Genomic DNA, 23,313 nt, shown 5'->3' with positions numbered 1-23,313 from the left:
CGCGCGCGCGGCGTGTTCGAGGAGACGCGCCAGCGTCGAGTCGAACGCGCCCCGCGCGCGTGACGGGGGTTCCAGGGGGTCGCCCCCCTGGGCCAACACTGCAGTAGCCTTGATTCGTCTCAGAACTCACCTGCGAGCTGCGGAAGAGGGCGATCTCCGCCGTGTCGACAGAGTCGTCGCAAACTAGTGCCGACCCGAACATGACCGATTTCGGCGCCAACGAGTGGCTGGTCGACGAGCTGTACCAGAAGTACCTCGAAGACCCGAACTCCGTTGACGAGGCCTGGTGGAACTTTTTCGCGGACTACCAGCCGGACAGCCGGCCGTCGTCCGTGACTCCGGCGTCCCCCCAGGCCAGTGCCGACCGTGCGACCGGGACGGCCGCGAACGGCAGCGCGGCCGCTCCGCCGACACCGCAGGCCCCGGTGAAGCCGCCGAAGGCGCCCGCGAAGGGTGAGCCCAAGGCGGGCAAGCAGGCGGACAAGCAGGAGCGGAAGCCCGCGCCGCCGCCGGTCCCGGCGGGCGCGGAGGAGGTCCGGTTGCGCGGTGTCGCGGCGCGGACGGCCGCCAACATGGAGGCCAGCCTCGGGGTGCCGACGGCGACGAGCGTGCGCGCCGTCCCGGCGAAGCTGCTGATCGACAACCGCATCGTGATCAACAACCATCTGAAGCGCGGGCGGGGCGGCAAGGTCTCGTTCACGCATCTGATCGGCTACGCGATCGTCAAGGCGCTCGCGGCGATGCCGGAGATGAACGCGGCGTTCACCGAGGTGGACGGCAAGCCGGTGCTGATCAGGCCGGAGCACGTGAACTTCGGGTTGGCGATCGACCTGCAGAAGAGCGACGGGACGCGGCAGCTCGTGGTGCCTTCGGTGAAGGCGGCCGAGACGCTGGACTTCCGCCAGTTCTGGGCGGCCTATGAGGAGATCGTCCGCAAGGCGCGCGGCGGCAAGCTGACCCTGGAGGACTTCCAGGGCACGACGATCAGCCTGACGAACCCGGGCACGATCGGCACCGTCCACTCGGTGCCGCGGCTGATGCCGGGCCAGGGGACGATCATCGGCGTCGGCGCGATGGAGTACCCGGCCGAGTTCGCGGGGGCGTCCAGCGACACCCTGTCGCGCATGGGGATCAGCAAGGTGATGACGCTGACCTCCACCTACGACCACCGGATCATCCAGGGCGCGCAGTCGGGCGACTTCCTGCGCCGCATCCACGAGCTGCTGCTCGGCGCGGACGGCTTCTACGACGAGATCTTCGAGGCGCTGCGGATCCCGTACGAGCCGGTCCGCTGGGTGAAGGACATCTCGGCCACCCACGAGGACGACGTGGCCAAGGTCGCGCGCGTCCACGAGCTGATCCACGCCTACCGGGTCCGGGGCCACCTGATGGCCGACACCGACCCGCTGGAGTACAAGCAGCGCCGCCACCCCGACCTGGACATCCTCAAGCACGGCCTGACCCTGTGGGACCTGGAGCGCGAGTTCGCGACGGGCGGGTTCGGCGGCAAGCCGACGATGAAGCTGCGCGACATCCTCGGCGTGCTGCGCATGGCCTACTGCCGGACGGTCGGCATCGAGTACATGCACATGCAGGACCCGGAGGAGCGCGCCTGGATCCAGGAGCGCGTGGAGGTCCCGCACGAGAAGCCGTCGCGCGAGGAGCAGCTCCACGTGCTGCGGCGGCTGAACAGCGCCGAGGCGTTCGAGACGTTCCTGCAGACCAAGTTCGTCGGGCAGAAGCGGTTCTCGCTGGAGGGCGGCGAGTCGGTCATACCGCTGCTGGACTCGGTGATCTCGGCCGCGGCCAAGGAGAGCCTGGACGAGGTCGTGATCGGCATGGCCCACCGCGGCCGGCTGAACGTCCTGGCCAACATCGTCGGCAAGTCCTACGGGCAGATCTTCGGCGAGTTCGAGGGCAACCTCGACCCGCGCAGCGCGCAGGGCTCGGGCGACGTGAAGTACCACCTGGGCGCGTCCGGCGACTTCGTCGCCGACGACGGCTCCAAGATCCACACCGAGCTGGTCGCCAACCCCTCCCACCTGGAGACGGTCGATCCGGTGCTGGAGGGCGTCGTCCGCGCCAAGCAGGACCTCCTGGACGTCGGCGAGGCCGGGTTCAGCGTGCTGCCGATCCTGATCCACGGCGACGCGGCGTTCGCCGGGCAGGGCGTGGTGGCCGAGACGCTGAACCTGTCGCAGCTGCGCGGCTACCGCACCGGCGGCACCGTCCACGTGATCATCAACAACCAGGTCGGGTTCACCACCGCGCCGGAGTACTCGCGCTCCAGCGTGTACTCCACCGACGTGGCCCGGATGATCCAGGCGCCGATCTTCCACGTCAACGGCGACGACCCGGAGGCGTGCGCGCGGGTGGCGCGGCTGGCGTTCGAGTACCGGCAGACGTTCAAGAAGGACGTCGTCATCGACATGGTCTGCTACCGGCGGCGCGGCCACAACGAGGGCGAGAACCCCTCGTTCACCCAGCCGCTGATGTACGACCTGATCGACGCCAAGCGGTCGGTGCGCAAGCTCTACACCGAGGCCCTGATCGGGCGCGGCGACATCACGGTCGAGGAGGCCGAGCAGGCCCTCCGGGACTACCAGGAGCAGCTGGAGCGGGCGTTCACCGAGACCCGCGAGGCGGTGAAGAAGCCGCTGGAGCCGGGCTCGGTGGTCAAGCCCGACATCGAGGAGAGCATCCCGATCGACCACGGCAAGGCCGGGTCGGCGATCCCGCAGGAGACCGTCAAGCGGATCATCGAGACGCAGGTCAGCCTGCCCGAGGGGTTCACCCCGCACCCGCGGCTCCAGCCGATCCTGCAGCGCCGCGCGCAGATGATCGAGGACGACGCGATCGACTGGGCGACCGGCGAGCTGCTGGCGATGGGCTCGCTGCTGATCGACGGCCACCCGGTCCGGCTCGTCGGGCAGGACACCCGGCGCGGCACGTTCGGGCAGCGGCACGCCGTCCTGGTCGACCGCAAGACCGGCGAGGAGTACACCCCGCTCAAGCAGTTCGGGCAGGGCGTGTCGAAGTTCTACGTGCACGACTCGCTGCTCAGCGAGTACGCCGCGATGGGCTTCGAGTACGGCTACTCGATGACCCGTCCGGACGCGCTGGTCTGCTGGGAGGCCCAGTTCGGCGACTTCGCCAACGGCGCCCAGTCGATCATGGACGAGTACATCTCGTCGGGCGAGCAGAAGTGGGGCCAGCACTCCAGCGTCGTGCTGCTGCTGCCGCACGGCTACGAGGGCCAGGGGCCCGACCACTCGTCCGCGCGGATCGAGCGCTACCTGCAGCTGTGCGCGCAGGACAACATGACCGTCGTCTACCCGACGACCCCGGCGAACTACTTCCACCTGCTGCGCTGGCAGGTGCTGTCGGGCCGCAACAAGCCGCTGGTGGTGTTCACGCCGAAGTCGCTGCTGCGGCTGAAGGCGGCGGCGTCGCCGGTCGCGCAGATCACCGGCGGCGCGTTCCAGCCGGTGATCCCGGACGCCAACCCGGAGATCGACCCGGCGGGCGTGCGGCGGGTGCTGCTCACCACCGGCAAGATCTACTACGACGTGGCCAAGGCCCGCGACGACCACGGCGCGACCGACACCGCGATCGTCCGGATCGAGCGGCTCTACCCGCCGCCGGTGGACGAGATCAAGGCCGAGCTGGCCAAGTACCCCGAGGGCGCGGAGGTCGTCTGGGTGCAGGACGAGCCCGCCAACATGGGCGCCTGGCCGTTCATGGCGCTGAAGCTGCCGCACCACATCGAGGGGCTGCGGATGTCGCGGGTGTCGCGCCCGGCGTCCTCCTCCCCCGCCGTGGGGTCGGCCAAGCTGCACCAGGCCGAGCAGGAGGCGCTGCTCGCCCGGCTGTTCGAGCAGGGCTAGCCCCCTCCCTCCGGGGTCTGGGGAGCGTCCCCCAGAAGAGACACAAGACGGTCCGAGGGCTCCGGCGCGGCGCGCCGGGGCCCTCGGCGTCCCGACCCGAGGACCGGACGAAGAGGGAAACCAGACGATGTACTTCACCGATCGGGGCATCGAGGAGCTGACGGACCGGCGCGGCGCGGAGGAGGTCAGCCTCTCCTGGCTGGCGGAGCGGCTGCGCGAGTTCGTCGACCTGAACCCCGAGTTCGAGACGTCCGTGGACCGCCTCGCCACCTGGCTGGCCCGCCTGGACGACGACGAGGACGAATAGCGGGGACCGGGGCCGGGTCCCTCCGGGAACGCGATACATCTTGACATCCGCAAGACGCGACATATCGTGTTTACTGGATGCTGGACGACGCTGGACGAAGGGCAGACCGCGATGTCGCGCTGGACGATCGACGAACCGACCACCCTCGACTTCGACGGCGTGGTCGCGCTGCGGGCGACGCTGATCGCGGGCAGCGTGTCGGTGCTCGCCTCCGACGAGCGCCCGTCCATCATGGTCGGCGACGTTGAGGGCCCGCCGCTGGTGGTCACGCACGACGCGGGCATGCTGACGATCACCCACGAGCGGCTGTGGGAGGGCGTGCTGAGCTGGCTGCGCACGCAGCGGTGCCGCGCGACGGTGACGGTGACCGTCCCGCGCGACTGCCCGGTCACGCTGAACCTCGTCTCGGCGGACGCGGTCGTGGCGGGCATGACGGCGCGGACGTCCATCAAGAGCGCGTCCGGCGACGTGACGCTCGACGGGGTGGCGGGCGCGATCGACGCCAACACGGTGTCCGGCGAGGTCGAGGCGCAGGGCCTGGACGGGACGGTCTCGTTCACCTCGGTGTCCGGCGACCTGTCCCTCGCGGGCGGCTCGCTCGACCGGCTCGCGGCCCGCTCGGTCAGCGGCCGCCTCGCCGCCGACGTCGCGCTCGGCGCGGGCGGGAAGGTCGACGTCAACACGGTGTCCGGCGAGGTGGCGCTGCGCGTGCAGGAGTCGGCGGGCGCGCGGGTCACGCTGAACTCGGCCGCCGGGCGGATCGAGACGTCCTTCGCCGCGCTGGAGGAGCAGGAGGGGCTCGTCGCGCGTACCCGGTCCGGCGAGATCGGCGACGGCTCGGGCCGGCTGTCGGTCAACACCGTGTCGGGCGCGATCACGCTGCTCGGCCGCGCCGACGACGCCCCGGAGATCACCACACCCCGGATGGAGAAGTGAGGACCACGTGAGCCCTGTTTTCGGCCACGGTCGCCTTCGGCTGTACCTGCTGAAGCTGCTGGAGGAGAGCCCGCGGCACGGCTATGAGGTGATCCGGCTGCTGCAGGACCGCTTCCTCGGGGTGTACTCGCCGTCCCCCGGCACGATCTACCCGCGGCTCGCCCGGCTGGAGTCGGAGGGCCTCGTCACCCACGAGGTGGTCAAGGGCAAGAAGGTCTACTCATTGACCGACAAGGGCCGCGAGGAGCTGGAGCGCCGGATGGACGAGCTGGCCGAGCTGGAGGAGGAGATCTCCGCCTCGGCGCAGGAGTTCGCGCGCGGCGTGCAGGAGGACGTGCGGCAGACCGTCCGGACGCTGCGCGAGGAGCTGACCCAGGCCGCCCGGACGATGCGCGACCAGGGCAAGGCCACCTCCAAGGACGCGTGGAAGGAGACGACCGAGCGGCAGAAGGAGGAGTGGAAGCGCCAGAAGGAGTACTGGCGCGAGCAGAAGCAGGCGTGGAAGGAGGAGTGGCGGCAGAACTGGGAGGACGCCTGGAAGACGGCGACCGGCACCCACGAGGACGTCGCCCGCCTCAAGCTGGAGCGCCTGCTCCGCCGCTTCGTCGAGGACGTCCGCAAGGCCGCGAAGGCGTCCGACCTGGACGACGACGACCTCGCCGCCGCGCAGGCCCTCCTGGAGGAGGCCAGGGAGCGCCTGAAGGCCGAGGTCTTCCGGCGCCGCGACGACCGCTGACCCCGAGGGGGGCCGCGGTGACCCGCGACCCCCGCCGCGCCGTCAGGGCGTGAAGACGATCTTGCCGAACAGGTCGCCCTCGGCCATCGCCTCGAATCCCGCGCGCGCCTCGCTGAGCGGGAGCGTCCGGTCGATCTGCGGCCGGACGCCGGTCTTCACGAGGAACCGGGCGAGCCGCTCCAGCTGCCCGCGCGTCCCCATCGTCGACCCGACGACCTGGAGCTGCAGGAAGAACACCCGGTTGAGGTCGGCCGGGGGCACGGCGCCGCTGGTGGCGCCGGACACGACGACCCGCCCGCCGGGGCGCAGCGACTTCAGCGAGTGCGACCAGGTCGCCTGGCCGACCGTCTCGATGACGGCGTCCACCCGCTCGGGCAGCCGCGCGCCCGTCTCGAACACGGCATCCGCGCCGAGCTCCCGGGCCCGCTTGCGCTTGGCCTCGCTGCGGCTCGTGGCGTAGACCCGGTACCCGGCGGCCGACGCGAGCGAGATCGCGGCGGTCGCGACGCCGCCGCCCGCGCCCTGCACGAGCACGGACCCGCCGGGTTCGAGCCCGGACTTGCCGAACAGCATCCGGTAGGCGGTGAGCCAGGCGGTCGGCAGGCAGGCGGCCTCCTCGAACGACAGCTCGGCGGGCTTCGGGACGAGGTTGCGCCGCGGCACCGCGACCTTCTCCGCGAGCGTCCCCGGGTGGACCTCCGACAGCAGGGACCGCTTCGGGTCGAGGGTCTCGTCGCCGCCGCCCCGGTCCGGGTCGCCGACCACGGAGTGGACGATGACCTCGTTGCCGTCCTCGTCCAGTCCGGCGGCGTCGCAGCCGAGGATCATCGGGAGCCGGTCGGCGGGCAGCCCGACGCCCTTCAGCGACCACAGGTCGTGGTGGTTGAGCGCGGCGGCCTTGACCGTGACGGTCGTCCAGCCGTCCGGGACGTCGGGCTCGGGGCGCTCCCCCACCGTCAGCCCGTTGAGCGGATTGTCTGCGTCGATCTGTGTGGCCGTGACAGCGAACATGGGACGCACACTAACCCTTCGTTCTGGACGATCGCGGCCCGCCCCCCGGGTGAGGGACGGGCCGCGATACGCCCACGGGTCAGAGGACCTTGGAGAGGAAGTCCCGGGTGCGCTGGTGCTGCGGGTTGGCGAGCACCTCGCGGGGCGTGCCCGTCTCGACGACGACGCCGTCGTCCATGAAGACCAGCGAGTCGCCGACCTCGCGGGCGAAGCCCATCTCGTGCGTCACCACGATCATGGTCATGCCGTCCAGCGCGAGCTGCTTCATGACCTCCAGCACCTCGCCGACGAGCTCCGGGTCGAGCGCGGAGGTCGGCTCGTCGAACAGCATCAGCGCGGGCTCCATCGCGAGCGCCCGCGCGATCGCGACCCGCTGCTGCTGCCCGCCGGACAGCTGCGAGGGGTAGCTCTGCGGCTTGTCGGCGAGCCCCACCCGGTCGAGCAGCGCGAGGGCCCGCTGCCTGACCTGGTCCTTCGGCTGCTTCTTCACCCACACCGGAGCGCCCATGACGTTCTCCAGGACGGTCTTGTGGGGGAAGAGGTTGAACCGCTGGAAGACCATGCCGATCTCGCGGCGCTGCGCGGCGACCTCCCGGTCGCGCAGCTCGTGGAGCTTGCCGCCCTGCTGCCGGTAGCCGACCAGGTGGCCGTTCACCCACAGCCGCCCGGCGTTGATCTTCTCCAGGTGGTTGATGCAGCGCAGGAACGTGGACTTGCCGGACCCGGACGGCCCGACGACGCACATCACCTCGCCCTGCCGCACCTCAAGGTCGATGCCCTTCAGCACCTCAAGGCGGCCGAACGACTTGTGCACCCGCTCGGCCCTGACCATCAGGCCGCCGCTCTCGGCGGCGGGCGGCTCCTTGGACAGCCCCACGCCGCCGTCGCCCGCGCCGCCGTCGCCCACGCCGCCGTCGCCCACGGTGTCACCTCCGCTCACTGGCCACCGCCTCCGCCGCGGAACCGGAGCCGCAGCCCCGCCTCGGTACCGCGCCCGACGCCGCGGCTGAAGTGGCGCTCAAGGTAATGCTGGCCCACCATCAGGATGGAGGACAGCAGCAGGTACCAGAGGCACGCCATCACCAGCATCGGAATGATCTTGTAGGTGCTGGCGTAGATGGTCTGCGCGGTGAAGGTCAGCTCCGAGAACGGGACGGCCGCGACCAGCGAGGTGTTCTTCATCATCGAGAGCACCTCGTTGCCGGTCGGCGGGACGATCACGCGCATCGCCTGCGGCAGCACGATCCGGCCCATGGTCTGGGACCTGGACATGCCGAGCGCGCTCGCCGCCTCCTGCTGGCCCTCGTCCACCGACAGGATCCCGGCCCTGATGATCTCCGCCATGTAGGCGGCCTCGTTGAGGATCAGCCCGAGCCCCGCCGCGAGCATCGGCGTGACGAGCTCCTGCGTCTTCCACGTCTCGAACTCGGGCCCGAACGGGATGCCGATCCCGACGGTCGGGAACAGCGTGCCGATCGCGCCCCAGATGAGCAGCTGGGTGTAGAGCGGCGTGCCGCGGAAGAACCACAGGTAGAACCAGGACGCGCCGCTCAGCAGGGGGTTCGCCGACAGCCGCATCAGGGCGAGGATCGTGCCGAGCACCATGCCGCCGACCATCGCGGCGATGGTCAGCAGGATCGTGTTCCGGACGCCCTTGAGCACCGCCGTGGACGTGACGTACTTGCGCTGCTCGGCCCAGTCCAGCGCGTCGCTGGTCAGCAGGAAGTGGACGAACATCGCGACGAGCACGAGCACGACCGCCGCCGCCACCCACCGTCCCGGATGCCGCACCGGGACGGCCCGGATCGCTTCGGGCCGCCCCTTCTCGACGTCGTCGTCGGCCGTCATGCGATCAGCTCTGCGCGGCGTTGAGCGCCGGCTCGGTGATCGCGCCGCTCTCCACACCGTTGTCGGTGAGGATCTTCTTGTACGTGCCGTCGGCGATGAGCGCCTTCAGCGCGCCGAGCACGGCCTCCTTGAACTGCCCGGAGTTCTTGCCGAGCGTGTAGCCGTAGGGCGCCGTGTCGTAGACCTGCCCGATGATCTCCAGCTTGCCGGTCTTCTTGACCGCGTCGCCGACGATCGGGGAGTCGGCGGCCATCGCGTCCACCTTGCCCGCCACCAGGTCGTTGTTGACCTCGGTCTGCTGCTTGCGGACGACCGACTTGATCGCCGGCTTGCCCGCGTCGGTGCACTTCTTGCTGCGCGCCTTGAGGTCGTCGACCTGCACGGTCCCCTGTTGGACGCCGATGCTCTTGCCGCACGCGTCGTCCGGGTTGACGCCCTTCGGGTTGCCCTTGAGCGTCGCCCACGCCGTCCCGGCCGAGTAGTAGGTGACGAAGTCGACGGCCTGCTCGCGCTCCTTCGTGTCGGTGAAGGAGGAGACGCCCGCCTCGTACTTGCCCGACTGGACGCCGGGGATGATCGTGTCGAAGCCCGCGTTGTGGTACTCGGTCTTCAGGCCGAGCTTCGCCGCGACGGCGTCGAACAGGTCGACGTCCCAGCCGACGATCTTCTGCGAGCCCGGGTCCACGGACTCGTTCGGCGGGTACGAGGCGTCCACCCCGACGGAGATCTTGCCATCGCTCTTGATCGCGTCCGGGACCAAGGCGGCGAGCTTGCTGTCCGCGCTCGTGCTCGACGCCGGGGAGACGGAGCCCGAGTCGTCGCCGTCGCCACATGCGGACAGGGCGAGCGCGCCCGTCAGCACGAGCGCGCCAGCCGCGAGGGCGCGGCGGCGCAGAGAACCGCTGATCACTGGTCCCCCTCCAGGTGGTTGCGTCGGATGCGTAGATCCGAAGGTCAGGTGCACATCTTGGCGCACAACCTCCCTGATCTGGATAAAGGGTCCGAAACAATCACGCAACGAGCGGGCCCCGGGACGGTACGCGGAGCCCGGCCGCCCCGCACGGACGGCAACCGATCGGCCACGCGGCGGCAATGGTCACGTGACCGTCGCCACCTCCCCCACCCCACGGGGAAGGAAGGGTGGGTATGACACAATCGGACAACGGGTGACCCCCGTACGTCGCGTGATGACCACCCGGTGGCAGGCCACCAGACCACCACCACCGCGGCGGCATCGAAGAGAGAGCCAACTTTCACTGACAGGGGTCGCTGTGGCTGCTCAGCCCATTTCCACCGAACCTTCCCCACTGGAGGACGATCCGGCGTTTCCGCTGCACCGCGGCGGGAAGCTGGAGATGCGCTCCACCATTCCCGTCCGCGACAAGGACGACCTCTCGCTCGCCTACACGCCGGGCGTCGCCCGCGTGTGCACCGCCATCGCCGACAACCCGGAGCTGGCCTACGACTACACGTGGACGTCCAAGGTCGTCGCGGTCGTCACCGACGGCACCGCCGTGCTCGGGCTCGGCGACATCGGGCCCGCCGCGTCCATGCCGGTCATGGAGGGCAAGTCCCTGCTGTTCAAGGAGTTCGCCGGCGTCGACTCGGTGCCGATCGCGCTGAGCTGCACCGGCGTGGACGAGATCGTCGACACCGTCGTCCGGATGGCGCCGAGCTTCGGCGGCATCAACCTGGAGGACATCAGCGCGCCCCGCTGCTTCGAGATCGAGGACCGGCTGCGCGCAGCGCTCGACATCCCCGTCTTCCACGACGACCAGCACGGCACCGCGATCGTGGTGCTCGCCGCGCTGAAGAACGCCGCCCGGTACGTCGGCAAGCCGCTGTCGGAGCTGCGGGCGGTCGTCGCGGGGGCGGGCGCGTCCGGCATCGCCGTGTCCAAGATCCTCATCGAGGCCGGGATCGGCGACATCGCGCTGTCCGACAGCAAGGGCCTGATCTACGCGGGCCGGGACGGCCTGAACCCGGTCAAGGAGCGCATCGCCGCGATCACCAACCGGTCGCTGCTGAAGGGCTCGACGGAGGAGGCGCTGCGCGGCGCGGACGTGTTCATCGGGCTGTCCGGGAGCACCGTCCACGAGTCGTGCGTCGCCACCATGTCGGCGGACGCGATCGTGTTCGCCCTCTCCAACCCGACGCCCGAGGTGCAGCCGGAGGTCGCGCGGCGGCACGCCAGGGTCGTCGCGACCGGGCGCAGCGACTTCCCGAACCAGATCAACAACGTGCTGGCGTTCCCGGGCATCTTCCGCGGCGCGCTGGACGTCCGCGCGCACTCGATCACCGAGGGCATGAAGCTGGCGGCGGCGAACGCCCTGGCCGACATCGTCGGCGACGACCTGGACCCCGACTACGTGATCCCCGGCCCGTTCGACGACCGGGTCGCCCCGGTGGTCACCGCCGCCGTGGCCGCGCGGGCGCGGGCCGAGGGCGTCGCCCGGATCTGATCAGGGACCTTCGCGGATTCCGGACGGCCCGCATTCCACTTTCGGAATGCGGGCCGTGGAACATGCGTGTAATTCTCTCCGTTGGGGAAGAATTGGAGCCAATCGTCCATTCAGGTCGAGGCGGGTCGAGTCGGTCGGGAGCGCCTATGAACCTCGCATCGTATGCGGACCTGGCCGTCGATCTCGTGAACACGCGCCGCCCCGACGGGGACGACCTGCACGATCTCGACGGCTTGCGGGCCCTGCTCGCGCACCGGCCCCACCTCGCGGGCCGCGTCGCGCACCGCGACCTCGACGCCATGCGCGAGCTCCGCGCCCAGCTCCACGCGATCTTCGCCGCCGCCGCGCGCGGGGACGACGACGACGCCGTGGACCGGCTCAACACGATGCTCATCCACCATCCCGTCCACCCGCAGCTCGCGCGGCACGACGGCCCCGACTGGCACCTGCACTTCAACCAGGCGGGCTCGGTGCCCGACCGCTACGCCGCGCGGGCCGCGATGGGCCTCGCCGCGAAGATCGCCGCGCAGGGCCCGGACCGGCTCGGGGTCTGCCGCGCGGACGGCTGCGAGCGCGTGTTCATCGACACGACCGCGAACCGGACGCGCCGCTACTGCTCCGAGCGCTGCGCCGGGCGGCCGAGCGTGACCGCCGCGTCCCACCGGGAGCCGTCGCGCGTCATCGTCCCCATGCGCGACGGCGGCCAGTAGCGCGCGACGACCGGGCCGAGGACGAGCGCGTCCGGCACGGCGCCGAAGTCCCAGCTGTCGCGGCGGCCCGGCGCGGCCTGGTTGTCGCTCTCCAGCCACCACCCGTCGCGCGAGCGGTGCGTCGCCCGCTTCACGATCAGCGGCTGCCCGCGCTCGGGGTGCAGCGCCACCACGAGGTCCCCCGGCACGGGACGCGCCCCGGCCCGCACGATCAGCCAGTCCCCCGGGCACAGCCCCGGCAGCATCGACTCGCCCGTCACCTCGACGGCGACCAGCGTCCGCCGCGCCGCCGCGAACGCCGCCACCGCCGCGCCGGCGAGCAGCCAGCGCTCGGGGTGGCGGGGCCTCGGGATCCGCATGGTCCTCCTCGTCCCGCCGCATATTTCGCCGGGCGGCGGTCATGACAGTGCTGGGAAGGGGTTCCGGGCCGCGCCGCGGCCGGGGTCTTAGGCCGAATTACCGAGTGCCCTGGCCGGACGGGCCCAGGGCCACAAGAGTAATGTCGGTGACCTGAGCATGATCCGCAACGAGGGAAGGGAATCGCAGGTGTTGCTGAAGCTTCTGCGCCCGAAGACCACGGTGTCCGCGCACTGCGACCTGCCGTGTGGCGTCTACGACCCGGCGCAGGCCCGGATCGAGGCCGACTCGGTCAAGGCGATCTGCGAGAAGTACGCGGCCAACGAGGACCCGGAGTTCCGCGCCCGGGCCATCCTGATCAAGGAGCAGCGCTCCCAGCTCGTCAAGGAGCACCTCTGGGTGCTGTGGACGGACTACTTCAAGCCGCCGCACTTCGAGAAGTACCCGCAGCTCCACCAGCTGTTCAACGAGGCCACGAAGCTCGCCGGGGGCGGTGGCGGCACGAAGGCCAGCATGGACGTCAAGGTCGCGGACGAACTGCTCGCCAAGATCGCGGAGATCGACAAGATCTTCTGGGAGACCAAGCAGGGCTGACCGCCCCGCGCACCGAGGCCCGACCCCGCCGGGGGCCGGGCCTCAGCCGTGTTTCAGCCGACTCTCAGCCGTGTCTGGGCGCGTCCGTGATACCTCCGTGACCCCGGGGCGTTGCCCGGAGGCCACGGGCGGGTCATTCTTTTCTTAGGTGGCCGACGGGCCGGCGGACTGCGAACGTGGCGGTGCGTGTGAGCGACGAGATCGAATGCCCGGAGTGCGGCGGGACGGGCGAGCAGCGCCTCGGCCCGCTGCGGTTGATGTGCGTGTTCTGCGACGGCCGCAAGGTCGTCGGCGGAGCCCGCGGGCAGGCCGAGGACGGGCCGCGCCGGCAGCGCGGCGACGCGCCCGGGGCGGAGCCGCGCGGGCGGCCTCCCGCCGTGTGGGAGCATCCGGCGGTGCGCGGGTCGGGGCTGTGCCCGCACTGCCTCGGCGCGGGCGTCGTCGTCGCGGGCGGCAGCTACACCGAGGCGCCCTGCCCGGTGTGCTCCGGCCGCGGCCGCTAGCCCGGCGGAGCCACGCCGGTCGCTAGCTCCGGGCCGCCTTGGCGAGGGCGTCGCCGGTGAGGCGGTAGACCGTCCACTCGTCCTGGGGGCGGGCGCCGAGCGCCCTGTAGAACCCGATCGCGGGCTCGTTCCAGTTGAGGACGGACCATTCGACGCGCTCGTAGCCCCGCTCGTCCGCGATCCGGGTCAGCTCGGTGAGGAGGGCCTTGCCGTACCCGTGGCCGCGGACCTCCGGTTCGACGAACAGGTCCTCCAGGTAGATGCCGTGGGTGCCGTTCCATGTGGAGAAGGTCAAAAACCACAGCGCGAACCCGGCGACACGGCCTTCGTGCTCGGCGACGTGGGCGAAGACCTTCGGGTCGTCCCCGAAGAGCCGCGCGCGGAGCTGCTCCTCGGTGGCCTTCACCTCGTGCAGGCTGCGCTCGTACTCGGCCAGCTCGCGGATCAGCCGCAGGAGGGCGGGGACGTCGTCCGGGGTCGCGATTCGGATCACACCGGAAGGCTAGCCGAGGGCCTCCGGGCCCGTTCTCGCGGACATTGGTGAGAAAGCCACGCGTGCCGGTGTCTCCGGGTGGGCTTTCCAGGCGGTAGTTTCGGAAGCAGCGGGACCATCCTGCGAGGGAGTGACGTGACCGAGGAAACCGCTGCAATGCCGACCAGTACGAAGTTGTCCGTCCGCGACGTGGTCACGGTGAAGCTGCCGGCCGCGAGCGCCTACCTGTCCGTGCTGCGGACGGCGACCGCGGGCCTGGCCGCCAGGCTGGACTTCACGCTGGACGAAATAGAGGATCTGCGCATCGCCGTCGACGAGGCGTGCGCGATGCTGCTCGCCCAGGCCGTGCCCGGCACGGACCTGGTCTGCGAGTTCGAGCTCACCGGCGACGCGATGCGCATCTCCGTGTCCGTGCTCACCGTGGACGGCGCCGAACCGAGCCGCGACACCTTCGCCTGGACGGTCCTGTCGTCCCTGGCGGGCGAGGTGGACGCGCGGGTCGGCGCCGACGACCGGGTCACCGTGACGCTGCAGAAGCGGCGCGGTACGGCGGGGGCCCCGTGACAGAGAAGACGACGATCGCCGGCGCGGGCAACGAGCGGTCCGAGAGCGCGGTGCCGGACCGCGCCCGGGCGCGCGCCCTGTTCGAGCGCCTCGCCGAGCTCCCCGAGGGCGACCCGGAGCGCCAGCGCATCCGCGACCAGCTCGTGGAGCTGCACCTGCCGCTGGTGGAGTACCTGGCCCGCCGCTTCCGCAACCGCGGCGAGTGGCTGGACGACCTCATCCAGGTCGCCACGATCGGGCTGATCAAGTCGATCGACCGGTTCGACCTGGAGCGCGGCGTCGAGTTCTCCACCTACGCGACGCCCACCATCGTCGGCGAGATCAAGCGCCACTTCCGCGACAAGGGCTGGGCGGTGCGCGTGCCGCGCCGGCTGCAGGAGCTGAAGCTGTCGCTGACCAAGGCGATCAGCGACCTCGCCCAGCGCGAGGGCCGCGCGCCGACCGTCAGCGAGCTGGCCGCGCACCTGCAGATGAGCGAGGAGGAGGTGCTGGAGGGCCTGGAGTCCGCCAACGCCTACTCGACCGTGTCGCTGGACGCCCCCGACTCCGGGGACGAGGACGCCCCCGCCGTCGCCGACTCGCTCGGCATGGTGGACGAGTCGCTGGAGGGCGTCGAGTACCGCGAGTCGCTGAAGCCGCTGCTGGAGAAGCTGCCCGCGCGCGAGAAGAAGATCCTGCTGCTGCGGTTCTTCGGCAACATGACCCAGTCGCAGATCGCGGCCGAGCTCGGCATCTCCCAGATGCACGTGTCCCGGCTGCTGGCCCGCACGCTCGCCCAGCTCCGCGAGGGGCTCACCGCGGACGAGTAGCGGCCTCGTCGTCGTGCTCGCCGTCGTGCTCGTCCCGCCGGTCGTCGTCGCGGTCGCGCACCAGCCAGGCGGTGCTGGGCGGGCTGAGCACGGCGACCAGCGCGAGGACGGCGGCCACGCCCATCGGGATCGCGATGGCGGGCCGGTCGCTCTGCCACAGCGACCACGCGACCGGCAGCGCGAAGAGCTGGGTCAGCACCGTGGGGGCCCGGCTCCACTGGTCGGCGCGCAGCAGGCCGCGGGCGCAGCCGAGCATGCCGAGCCCGCCGGCGAGGGCGAGCACGGTCACCCCGATCGCGCTGGCCGGGTCGACGGCGGCGCCGGTGGCCGTCTCCACGCCGGTGTAGACGCCGAAACCGACGGCGGCGGCGCCCTCCGCGCCCTCCAGGGCGGCGGCGGCCAGCACGGTGATGGGACGCTTCGACACGTCTGAAACCCTACTCGCACCGCCGCGCGGCCCGCTTCCGGGGCGAACGCGGGGCGAACGCACGCGGAACGATCGATACCCTGGCGCCGTGCGCGCCATGCTCATCGCCAACCCCAAGGCGACCTCCACCTCCCGGCGGGCCCGCGACATCCTGATGCGGGCCTTCAGCGGCGACCTCGACCTCGTGCTCGCCGAGACCGGGCACCGCGGCCACGCGACCGAACTGGCGCGGCGGGCCGCCGTCGAGGGCTACGACGTCGTGATCACCCTCGGCGGCGACGGCACCGTGAACGAGGCGGTGAACGGGCTGCTGGCGGAGGGTCCGTCCGCCGACCTGCCCGCGCTCGCGGTGCTGCCGTCCGGGAGCACGAACGTGTTCGTCCGGACGCTCGGGATGCCGTCCGACCCGATCGGCGCGACGCGGGCGGTGCTCGACGCGCTGCGCGCGGGCCGGTACCGCACGATCGGGCTCGGCGCCGCGTCCCATCCGGGCGGGACCGAGCGCTACTTCACGTTCTGCGCGGGCGTCGGGCTCGACGCGGAGGTCGTCCGGGAGGTGGAGCGGCGGCGCGCGGCGGGCGTCCCCGCCTACAACTCCCGTTATGCCACGACGGCGCTCCGCCATTTGCTCACCGGGATGGATCGGCGCCATCCGGCGCTCACTTTGCGGCAACCCGGCCGCCCTCCGAAAAGCGGCCTGTTCCTCGCGTTCATCTCCAATACCGCGCCGTGGACTTTCATGGGGCGGCTGCCGGTGAATCCGAGTCCGATGGCGAACTTCTCGCGCGGCCTCGACGTGTTCGGGATGCGTTCCCTGGACGTCGTGCCGACGCTGGCCGCGGTGGCGCAGATGCTGACCCCGCGGACGCGTCCCGTCCAGGGCCGGCACGTCGTCAACGTGCACGACGCGGCCGAGGTCACGCTGACCGCGGACCGCCCGATGGCCTTCCAACTGGACGGCGACTACCTCGGCGAGCAACGCGAGGTGACGTTCCGGTCCGTGCCGAAGGCCGTCCGTATCGTGATCTGACGACCGACCGGCAGACGGCGGGTCATTCGCGGACGGGTCCGACCCCAGGTGAGAGCCAAGTAACACGGCCGACCCGCGGATGTGACACATGCGACACCCATACTTTGAGAATCCTTTCTCAAAGGTCTTGCGTCGCCCCGTGACGCTTTGACACGCTCAAAGTGCGTCCGCTTGCAAGAGGCCCCGACGCCGCCGGCCTCCTGACCGCGGCGCCGCCGAACATCAACCCCTGGACCTGGCTCACCGCCACCTGGGCGTTCGCGACATGTGAAACCGTTCACAAGAGTGCGTGGACTCGCTCCACCACCCGACGAAGGAGTGGACCGCATGGACTGGCGCCACCGCGCAGCCTGCCGTGACGTGGACCCCGAGCTGTTCTTCCCGATCGGCAACACCGGGCCCGCGATTCTACAGATCGAAGAGGCCAAGCAGGTATGCCGCCGCTGCGACGTGACCGACGCGTGCCTGCGCTGGGCGCTGGAGTCCGGGCAGGAGTCCGGCGTCTGGGGCGGGATGGGCGAGGACGAGCGCCGCGCCCTGAAGCGCCGCACCCGCGCGCACCGCGCCGCCCTCGGCGCCGTCCGCCGCTGACCCCGCCCCGCGTCCGCCCTCCCGAAAACCACCCGCGGGCGGCCTCACCCCCGGGCACTCAGGTCCTGGACGGGTGAGGCCGGCCGTTCTCCAAGGGCACGTCCACCACGACCTCCGTACCGCCGCCGGAACGCGGACGGAAATCGAGACGGCCGCCCAACTCCCCCACGATCAGCGTCCGGACGATCTGCAGCCCGAGGCTGTTGCTGCTCTCCACGTCGAAGTCGCCGGGCAGACCCACCCCGTCGTCGGCGACGACCGTGACGAGGCGCCGCTCCGCCGGCGACTCGTCCTCGCCGTGGCGCCGCGCGGCGACCTCCAGCGTGCCGAACCGGTTCGCCAGCCCGTGCTCCAGGGCGTTCTGCAGCAGCTCGGTGAGCGCCATCGCCAGCGGCGTCGCGATCTCCGCGGGCAGGACGCCGAAGCTGCCCGTCCGCTTCGGGGTGACCTTCGTCTCCGGGGTGGACACCTCCGCCGCCATCGCGATCACCCGGTCCGCGATGTCGTCGAAGTCGATCAGCTCGTCCGGGGTGTGCGACAGGGTCTCGTGGACGATCGCGATCGACCCGACCCGGCGGACGGCCTCGTCCAGCGCGGCCCGGCCCTCGGGGATCTGGAGCCGCCGCGCCTGGAGCCGCAGCAGCGCCGCCACCGTCTGCAGGTTGTTCTTCACCCGGTGGTGGATCTCGCGGATGGTGGCGTCCTTGGTCATCAGCTCGCGGTCGCGCCAGCGCAGCTCCGTCACGTCCCGGCACAGCACGACGGCGCCGATCCGCGTCCCGCCGACGACCAGCGGGATCGTCCGGAGCTGCATGATCGAGCCGCGCGACTCGACCTCCACCTCGCGGGGCGCGCGGCCGGACAGCACGACGCTGAGCGCCTCCTCCATCGGCTCGCCGGTGTCGCACAGCTCGGCGGTGATCCGGCCGAGCGACTCGCCGACGAGGTCGGCCGGGTAGCCGAGCCGCCGGTACGCCGACTGCGCGTTCGGGCTGGCGTAGGTGACGCGGCCCGAGCGGTCCAGCCGCATGAGCCCGTCGCCGACCCGCGGCGAGCGGACCATGTTCGGCTCCTCGCCCGGCGCGGGGAACGTTCCCTCGCAGATCATCGTCGCGAGGTCGCTGGCGCTCTGCAGGTAGGTCAGCTCCAGCCGGGACGGGGTGCGCGCCGAGCTGAGGTTCGTGCTGCGCTGGATCACCCCGAGGATCTTGTCGCCGCGGCGCACCGGGATCGACTCCTCCCGGACGGGGATGCCGCTCCCCCACTCCGGGTCGCCCTCCCGGACGATCCGCCCCTCCCGCCAGGCCACGTCGATCAGGCCGCGGCGGCCCGTCCGGACGACCTTGCCGACGAGGTCCTCCGGGTAGGCGGTCGGCCCGGTCGTCGGCCGCATCTGCGCGATCGCCATCCAGCCGGGGACGGCCTCGTCCGCCGCCGGGACCCGGGCGCCGCGGCCCGCGGGCAGCGCGTCCGCCGACCGCAGCGGCACCCAGAGCAGCAGGTCGGCGAACGACAGGTCGGCGAGGAGCTGCCAGTCCGACACCAGCGCCTGCAGCCACTCCAGGTCCTCCTGGGAGAGGTCGCTCTGGTCGCGGACAAGATCGGTCAAGGTAGGCACGCCACCATCATCGCCGATCGGGTTTGGTGCCGGGGCCGCTGCCGGGCCCGCCGCGCGACCTGGCAGGATGCCGCGCATGACGGTGATGGCTGATCCGCTGGCGAGGCTTCGGGACGCGACCGCGCGGCGCGCCGCGGACGGGCTGCGCCGGACGCTGCGCCCCCGCCCGGCCGCCGGCCCCGGCGGGCTCGTGGACCTCGCGTCCAACGACTACCTCGGGCTCGCGGGCGACCCCCGGCTGGTCGAGGGCGCCGTCGCCGCCGCCCGCGCCTTCGGCACCGGCTCGACCGGATCGCGCCTGGTCACCGGGACGACCGAGCTGCACGCCGAGCTGGACCGGCGGCTCGCCGCGTTCACCGGCAGCGCCGCCGGGCTCGTGTTCTCCTCCGGCTTCCTCGCCAACCTCGGCGCGGTCACCGCGCTCGCCGGGCCGGGCACGCTCGTCGTGTCCGACCAGGTCAACCACGCCTCGCTGGTGGACGCGTGCCGGCTGTCGCGGGCGCGGACGGCGATCGTCCCGCACCGGGACGCCGCCGCCGTCGCGCGGGCGCTCGCCGAGCGCGACGAGGACCACGCGGTCGTCGTCACCGACGCGGTGTTCTCCGTGGACGGCGACCTCGCGCCGCTGCGGGAGCTGCACGCGGCCGCCCGCGCGCACGGCGCGCTGCTCGTGATCGACGAGGCGCACGCGCTCGGCGTCGTCGGCGACCACGGCCGGGGCGCCGCGCACGCCGCCGGGATCGCGGGCGAGCCGGACGTCGTCCTCACCCTCACGCTGTCGAAGTCCCTCGCCGCGCAGGGCGGCGCGGTGTGCGGCCCGGCCGAGGTGATCGAGACCCTGGTGGACACCGGCCGCTCGTTCATCTTCGACACCGGGCTGAACCCGCCCGCCGCGGGCGCCGCGCTCGCCGCGCTCGACGTCCTCGAAGCCGACCCGGCGCCGCCCGTCCGGGCCCGCGAAACCGCGCATCGCATCTCAAACCTCGCGGCCGGTTCCGGCCTGGAGACGGCCGTCCCGGCGGCGGCCGTCGTCCCCGTCTTCCTGGGCGAGCCGCGGGCCGCGGTCCGGGCCGCGGAGATCTGCGCTGAGCACGGGCTCCGCGTCGGCTGCTTCCGCCCGCCCTCGGTGCCGAAGGGGCGGGCGTGCCTGCGCCTCACCGCACGCGCCACACTGGACGAGGCCGACCTCACACTGCTCGGCGCGGCCCTGGCGGAGGTCGCCTCTTCTACCGGCCGTAGTCTTCACACATAACATCGGGGAAAACCGGTGATGAACGTGAGGAGATGCCGTGACGGAGGTCAGGGGCGGGCCCCGGCACGGGGGCGGACTCGAACACGGATACGACCGGGCCTCACTGGCCGACATCGGTAAGCGCCACCCGAACCAGGCGCCCCGCATCCCGAAGTACTACAAGCTCAAAGAGCTCCTCGTCGAGCTGATCCAGTCGCTCCCCCCGGGCAGCCCGCTGCCGCCCGAGCGGACCCTCGCCGAGAAGTACGAGACGTCCCGGACGACCGTCCGGCAGGCGCTCGCCGAGCTCGTCGTCGAGGGGCGTCTCCAGCGCATCCAGGGCAAGGGCACGTTCGTCGCCAAGCCGAAGGTGTCGCAGGAGCTCCAGCTCGTCAGCTACACCGAGGACATGCGGCACCACGGGCTGCGTCCCGAGACCCGCATCCTGGAGGCCGGGTACGTCAGCGCCGACGAGCGCCTCGCCACGCTGCTCTGCATCCGGCCGGGCGGGCGCGTGCTGCGCGTCCACCGGCTCCGCCTCGCCGACGGCGAGCCCATGTCGATCGACACCTCCCACCTGCCCGCCCGCCGCTTCCCCGGCCTGCGCCGCGAGCTGCCCCGGCACCGCTCCCTGTACGAGACGCTCGCCACGGCCTACGACGTCCACCTGACCGAGGCGGAGGAGACGATCGAGACCGTCCTCGCCACCCCGCACGACGCGCAGCTCCTCGGCGTGGACGTCGGCCTCCCGATGCTCCTGCTCTCCCGCCACGCCTTCGACACCACCGGCCAGCCCGTCGAATGGGCCCAGTCCCTCTACCGCGGCGACCGCTACAAGTTCATCACCCGCCTCCGCCGCTAGCCTGGTAGGCGAGTGCGCGACGGTCACGGCCACGGCCTCCAGACACTGAGTGTGACGATTCGCGCACGGTCCGAACACATGTTCCCCTACGATGACCGGAGCAGATCGTGAGGGAAGGATCGCCGAACGTGACCATCCAGACGCTGCCGTCCTACCGGGCGGCACTTCCAGACACGCCCTACGCACTGTGGGCCAGCGGTGAACTCGACGACTTCCTCCACCTCCCCGAGGGTTCTCGGGCCGAGATCATCGGAGGAGAGATCGTCGTGTCCCCCACCCCCACGGTGGCCCACGGCAACATGATCCACCGCGTCTCCAGCGCGATAGACAGGGCGAGGTTCGCCGACGCGTCGTATCCGTGGACCGCGCGGCAGGTGATGACGCTGAACCTCGCGGGCTTCGAGCAGGGCTACATCCCCGACCTGATCGTGGCGGAGGACGGCGTCTTCGAGGCCGCCGGAGCCGCCGACGAGGTCGAGCTCAGGCCGGACGAGATCGAGCTGGTGGTGGAGGTCACGTCGAAGAACCAGGCGGTCTACGACAGGCCGCCGGTCAAGGACGCGAGTCCGCGAAGGCGGACCAAGTGGTGGGGATACGCGCTGGTCGGCATCCCCTACTACCTGCTCATCGACCGGGACCCGAAGGTCGCGAGCACCACCCTCTACTCGATCCCCGACCACGGCTCCCGCGCGTACCTGCACAAGGAGTCCTGGGAGTTCGGCGCGACCGTCCGCCTCCCCGAGCCGTTCGACATCGAGATCAACACCGCCGGGTGGAAGCCGTGGAGGGCGTGACCCGTCCGGGCCGTCTGGGCTAGAGGGTCTGGGAGCTAGAGGGTCTGGGAGAGGGCCTTGATGGGCATCTGGAGGTCGGTCAGGAGGTCCAGGTCCTGCTGGGGCGGGCGGCCGAGGGTCGTCAGGTAGTTGCCGACGATGATGGCGTTGATGCCGCCGAGCATGCCGTCGCGGGTGCCGAGGTCGCCGAGGGTGAGTTCGCGGCCGCCCGCGTAGCGCAGGATGGTGCGGGGCAGGGCCAGCCGGAACGCGGCGATCGTCTTCAGCGCCTCCGTGCCCTCGACCAGCGGGAAGTCGGCGAACGGGGTGCCGGGACGCGGCGCCAGGAAGTTCAGCGGGACCTCGTCGGGCTCCAGTTCGGCGAGCTGGCCGGCGAACTCGGCGCGCTGCTCGATCGTCTCGCCCATGCCGACGATGCCGCCGCAGCACACCTCCATCCCGGCGGCCTTCACCATGCGGAGGGTGTCCCAGCGCTCCTCCCAGGTGTGGGTGGTGACCACCGTGCGGAAGTGGGAGCGGGCCGTCTCCAGGTTGTGGTTGTAGCGGTGGACGCCCATCGCGGCCAGCTCGTCCACCTGGTCCTGGGTGAGCATGCCGAGCGAGCACGCGATGTTGATCTCCACCGCGTCGTTGATCGCCTTGATGCCGTCGCGGACCTGGGACATGAGGCGCTCGTCCGGGCCGCGGACGGCGGCGACGATGCAGAACTCCGTCGCGCCGGTCTTCGCCGTCTCCTTCGCCGCCTCGACCAGCTCGGGGATGTTCAGCCAGACCGCTCGGACGGGCGACTCGAACTTGCCGGACTGCGAGCAGAAGTGGCAGTCCTCCGGGCAGCCGCCGGTCTTCAGCGACACGATGCCCTCCACCTCGACCTCCGGCCCGCAGTGCCGCATCCGCACGTCGTGGGCCAGCGCGAGCAGGTCGCCGACGCGGTCGTCCGGCAGGGTCAGGCACTCCAGCACCTGCCCGGCGGACAGGCCGCGGCCCTCGTCGAGGACCTGGCGGCGCGCGGTTTCGAGGATGTCGGTCACGGATTACTCCTTGTCCAGGCCGTAGCCGTCGCGGAACGCCGCGGCGTCGAACGCGCCGCCGAACGAGGGGGCGAGGCCGCGGTGGGCGGCGACGAGGAACTCCGCCGGGTCCAGCGCGCCCGCGCCCGCGGGCAGGGCGCCCGACAGGGGTCGTGCCGCGATCGTCTCCAGATCACGGATGTTGCTGCGCATGGCGAGGTCGGGGTCGTCCGGCCACGCGCCGATCACCACGCCCGCGAGCTGGACGCCGCGGTGCGCCATCGCCTCCAGGGTCAGCGCCGTGTGGTTGAGCGTGCCGAGGCCGGGACGCGTCACGACGACCACGGCCGCGTCGAGGCGGCGGGCCAGGTCGGCGATCGTGGCGCCCTCGTCGTCGTACCGGACGAGCAGCCCGCCCGCCCCCTCCACCAGCACCAGCCGCGGGCCCGGCCCCGCGTGCTCCGGCGCGGCCAGGGCCCGGACGCGGTCGGCCGCGTCCGCCAGCCGCACCGGCGGCGTCCCGGCGCGGCGGG

At 71.6% G+C, this 23,313-nt stretch carries 25 protein-coding genes; 15 read left to right on the top strand and 10 right to left on the bottom strand.

All coding sequences use genetic code 11. From position 1 onward, the window contains the following. Positions 1-161: 161 nt before the first annotated feature. The 4 genes from ACH01S_RS40695 (at position 162) to ACH01S_RS40680 (ending at position 5,866) form a co-directional block, all read left to right on the top strand. Positions 162-3,887 carry a multifunctional oxoglutarate decarboxylase/oxoglutarate dehydrogenase thiamine pyrophosphate-binding subunit/dihydrolipoyllysine-residue succinyltransferase subunit gene (locus ACH01S_RS40695; RefSeq protein ID WP_067905495.1) on the top strand — a complete coding sequence of 1,242 codons (3,726 nt, stop codon included), beginning with the start codon at positions 162-164 and terminating at the stop codon, positions 3,885-3,887. A gap of 127 nt (positions 3,888-4,014) precedes the next feature. Beyond that, positions 4,015-4,194 carry a DUF6104 family protein gene (locus tag ACH01S_RS40690; protein WP_067905493.1) on the top strand — a complete coding sequence of 60 codons (180 nt, stop codon included), beginning with the start codon at positions 4,015-4,017 and terminating at the stop codon, positions 4,192-4,194. A gap of 66 nt (positions 4,195-4,260) precedes the next feature. Next, positions 4,261-5,130: a DUF4097 family beta strand repeat-containing protein gene (locus tag ACH01S_RS40685; protein ID WP_246236663.1), complete on the top strand. Its 870-nt coding sequence runs from the start codon at positions 4,261-4,263 to the stop codon at positions 5,128-5,130. Positions 5,131-5,137: 7 nt separating this feature from the next. Further along, positions 5,138-5,866: a PadR family transcriptional regulator gene (locus tag ACH01S_RS40680; RefSeq protein WP_067905489.1), complete on the top strand. Its 729-nt coding sequence runs from the start codon at positions 5,138-5,140 to the stop codon at positions 5,864-5,866. A 42-nt stretch (positions 5,867-5,908) separates the two neighbouring features. Here the strand turns inward: ACH01S_RS40680 and ACH01S_RS40675 are convergent, their stop codons facing one another. The 4 genes from ACH01S_RS40675 to ACH01S_RS40660 form a co-directional block, all read right to left on the bottom strand. Then, positions 5,909-6,877: a zinc-binding dehydrogenase gene (locus tag ACH01S_RS40675; protein ID WP_067905487.1), complete on the bottom strand. Its 969-nt coding sequence runs from the start codon at positions 6,875-6,877 to the stop codon at positions 5,909-5,911. A 79-nt stretch (positions 6,878-6,956) separates the two neighbouring features. After that, a complete protein-coding gene (locus ACH01S_RS40670) occupies positions 6,957-7,709 on the bottom strand; it encodes an amino acid ABC transporter ATP-binding protein (protein ID WP_067905506.1) in 753 nt (250 codons plus the stop codon). Between the two features lie 104 nt (positions 7,710-7,813). Further along, positions 7,814-8,725, bottom strand: coding sequence for an amino acid ABC transporter permease (locus tag ACH01S_RS40665; protein ID WP_067905485.1), 912 nt, complete (start codon positions 8,723-8,725; stop codon positions 7,814-7,816). A 4-nt stretch (positions 8,726-8,729) separates the two neighbouring features. After that, positions 8,730-9,635, bottom strand: a complete 906-nt coding sequence (locus tag ACH01S_RS40660) for an ABC transporter substrate-binding protein (RefSeq protein ID WP_067905483.1) — start codon at positions 9,633-9,635, stop codon at positions 8,730-8,732. A gap of 445 nt (positions 9,636-10,080) precedes the next feature. Between ACH01S_RS40660 and ACH01S_RS40655 the strand changes: the two genes are divergently transcribed. Then, on the top strand, positions 10,081-11,187 hold the full coding sequence (locus tag ACH01S_RS40655) for an NAD(P)-dependent malic enzyme (RefSeq protein WP_169809444.1): 1,107 nt from the start codon (positions 10,081-10,083) through the stop codon (positions 11,185-11,187). A gap of 146 nt (positions 11,188-11,333) precedes the next feature. Then, positions 11,334-11,897, top strand: coding sequence for a CGNR zinc finger domain-containing protein (locus ACH01S_RS40650; protein WP_067905481.1), 564 nt, complete (start codon positions 11,334-11,336; stop codon positions 11,895-11,897). Here ACH01S_RS40650 and ACH01S_RS40645 read toward each other — a convergent pair. Further along, positions 11,798-12,256 (bottom strand): S24 family peptidase, encoded by a 459-nt coding sequence (locus ACH01S_RS40645; RefSeq protein ID WP_083981712.1) that lies wholly within the window; start codon positions 12,254-12,256, stop codon positions 11,798-11,800. The genes ACH01S_RS40650 and ACH01S_RS40645 overlap by 100 nt on opposite strands. A gap of 187 nt (positions 12,257-12,443) precedes the next feature. Here ACH01S_RS40645 and sodN point away from each other — a divergent pair, with 187 nt between their 5' ends. Both sodN and ACH01S_RS40635 read left to right on the top strand, forming a co-directional pair. Further along, positions 12,444-12,848, top strand: a complete 405-nt coding sequence (gene sodN, locus ACH01S_RS40640; protein ID WP_218010571.1) for a superoxide dismutase, Ni — start codon at positions 12,444-12,446, stop codon at positions 12,846-12,848. Between the two features lie 188 nt (positions 12,849-13,036). Further along, a complete protein-coding gene (locus ACH01S_RS40635) occupies positions 13,037-13,351 on the top strand; it encodes a hypothetical protein (protein WP_067905477.1) in 315 nt (104 codons plus the stop codon). Between the two features lie 22 nt (positions 13,352-13,373). Here ACH01S_RS40635 and ACH01S_RS40630 read toward each other — a convergent pair whose 3' ends face one another. Then, positions 13,374-13,844 (bottom strand): GNAT family N-acetyltransferase, encoded by a 471-nt coding sequence (locus ACH01S_RS40630; RefSeq protein ID WP_067905475.1) that lies wholly within the window; start codon positions 13,842-13,844, stop codon positions 13,374-13,376. Between the two features lie 135 nt (positions 13,845-13,979). Between ACH01S_RS40630 and ACH01S_RS40625 the strand changes: the two genes are divergently transcribed. Then, entirely contained in the window at positions 13,980-14,408 is a 429-nt protein-coding gene (locus ACH01S_RS40625; RefSeq protein WP_067905473.1) for an ATP-binding protein, read from the top strand. Between the two features lie 50 nt (positions 14,409-14,458). Next, entirely contained in the window at positions 14,459-15,217 is a 759-nt protein-coding gene (locus ACH01S_RS40620) for an RNA polymerase sigma factor SigF (protein WP_026401215.1), read from the top strand. On the opposite strand, the gene ACH01S_RS40615 is transcribed toward ACH01S_RS40620, so the two are convergent. After that, positions 15,201-15,644 (bottom strand): hypothetical protein, encoded by a 444-nt coding sequence (locus ACH01S_RS40615; RefSeq protein ID WP_067905471.1) that lies wholly within the window; start codon positions 15,642-15,644, stop codon positions 15,201-15,203. The genes ACH01S_RS40620 and ACH01S_RS40615 overlap by 17 nt on opposite strands. Positions 15,645-15,732: 88 nt before the next feature. Here ACH01S_RS40615 and ACH01S_RS40610 point away from each other — a divergent pair, with 88 nt between their 5' ends. Further along, positions 15,733-16,674 carry a diacylglycerol/lipid kinase family protein gene (locus tag ACH01S_RS40610; protein WP_083981711.1) on the top strand — a complete coding sequence of 314 codons (942 nt, stop codon included), beginning with the start codon at positions 15,733-15,735 and terminating at the stop codon, positions 16,672-16,674. 327 nt (positions 16,675-17,001) lie between these two features. After that, on the top strand, positions 17,002-17,265 hold the full coding sequence (locus ACH01S_RS40605; RefSeq protein ID WP_067905470.1) for a WhiB family transcriptional regulator: 264 nt from the start codon (positions 17,002-17,004) through the stop codon (positions 17,263-17,265). 58 nt (positions 17,266-17,323) lie between these two features. Here the strand turns inward: ACH01S_RS40605 and ACH01S_RS40600 are convergent, their stop codons facing one another. Then, entirely contained in the window at positions 17,324-18,883 is a 1,560-nt protein-coding gene (locus ACH01S_RS40600; RefSeq protein ID WP_067905468.1) for a sensor histidine kinase, read from the bottom strand. Positions 18,884-18,968: 85 nt separating this feature from the next. Here ACH01S_RS40600 and ACH01S_RS40595 point away from each other — a divergent pair, with 85 nt between their 5' ends. The 3 genes from ACH01S_RS40595 (at position 18,969) to ACH01S_RS40585 (ending at position 21,770) form a co-directional block, all read left to right on the top strand. Continuing rightward, positions 18,969-20,135, top strand: coding sequence for an 8-amino-7-oxononanoate synthase (locus ACH01S_RS40595; RefSeq protein WP_148344364.1), 1,167 nt, complete (start codon positions 18,969-18,971; stop codon positions 20,133-20,135). A gap of 112 nt (positions 20,136-20,247) precedes the next feature. Further along, positions 20,248-20,976: a GntR family transcriptional regulator gene (locus ACH01S_RS40590; RefSeq protein ID WP_067905497.1), complete on the top strand. Its 729-nt coding sequence runs from the start codon at positions 20,248-20,250 to the stop codon at positions 20,974-20,976. Between the two features lie 128 nt (positions 20,977-21,104). After that, on the top strand, positions 21,105-21,770 hold the full coding sequence (locus ACH01S_RS40585) for a Uma2 family endonuclease (protein WP_067905464.1): 666 nt from the start codon (positions 21,105-21,107) through the stop codon (positions 21,768-21,770). A 35-nt stretch (positions 21,771-21,805) separates the two neighbouring features. Here ACH01S_RS40585 and bioB read toward each other — a convergent pair whose 3' ends face one another. Beyond that, the gene (gene bioB, locus ACH01S_RS40580) at positions 21,806-22,801 is read right to left on the bottom strand and encodes a biotin synthase BioB (protein ID WP_067905462.1); all 996 of its coding nucleotides are present in this window, start codon (positions 22,799-22,801) and stop codon (positions 21,806-21,808) included. A 3-nt stretch (positions 22,802-22,804) separates the two neighbouring features. After that, on the bottom strand, positions 22,805-23,313 hold a 509-nt coding region (gene bioD, locus ACH01S_RS40575; protein WP_067905460.1), incomplete at its 5' end, for an ATP-dependent dethiobiotin synthetase BioD.

This window comes from Actinomadura chibensis NBRC 106107 (assembly GCF_001552135.1).
Lineage (GTDB): Bacteria > Actinomycetota > Actinomycetes > Streptosporangiales > Streptosporangiaceae > Spirillospora > Spirillospora chibensis.
This window is presented reverse-complemented; position numbering and strand designations above follow the sequence as displayed.

What these genes read in the sequence shown, in the direction of transcription:
- ACH01S_RS40690 (WP_067905493.1), top strand. Translation starts at nt 4,015, where the DNA reads ATGTACTTCACCGATCGGGGCATCGAGGAGCTGACGGACCGGCGCGGC.
- ACH01S_RS40675 (WP_067905487.1), bottom strand. Translation starts at nt 6,877, where the DNA reads ATGTTCGCTGTCACGGCCACACAGATCGACGCAGACAATCCGCTCAAC.
- ACH01S_RS40670 (WP_067905506.1), bottom strand. Translation starts at nt 7,709, where the DNA reads ATGGTCAGGGCCGAGCGGGTGCACAAGTCGTTCGGCCGCCTTGAGGTG.
- ACH01S_RS40665 (WP_067905485.1), bottom strand. Translation starts at nt 8,725, where the DNA reads ATGACGGCCGACGACGACGTCGAGAAGGGGCGGCCCGAAGCGATCCGG.
- ACH01S_RS40655 (WP_169809444.1), top strand. Translation starts at nt 10,081, where the DNA reads ATGCGCTCCACCATTCCCGTCCGCGACAAGGACGACCTCTCGCTCGCC.
- ACH01S_RS40650 (WP_067905481.1), top strand. Translation starts at nt 11,334, where the DNA reads ATGAACCTCGCATCGTATGCGGACCTGGCCGTCGATCTCGTGAACACG.
- ACH01S_RS40645 (WP_083981712.1), bottom strand. Translation starts at nt 12,256, where the DNA reads ATGCGGATCCCGAGGCCCCGCCACCCCGAGCGCTGGCTGCTCGCCGGC.
- ACH01S_RS40605 (WP_067905470.1), top strand. Translation starts at nt 17,002, where the DNA reads ATGGACTGGCGCCACCGCGCAGCCTGCCGTGACGTGGACCCCGAGCTG.
- ACH01S_RS40595 (WP_148344364.1), top strand. Translation starts at nt 18,969, where the DNA reads ATGGCTGATCCGCTGGCGAGGCTTCGGGACGCGACCGCGCGGCGCGCC.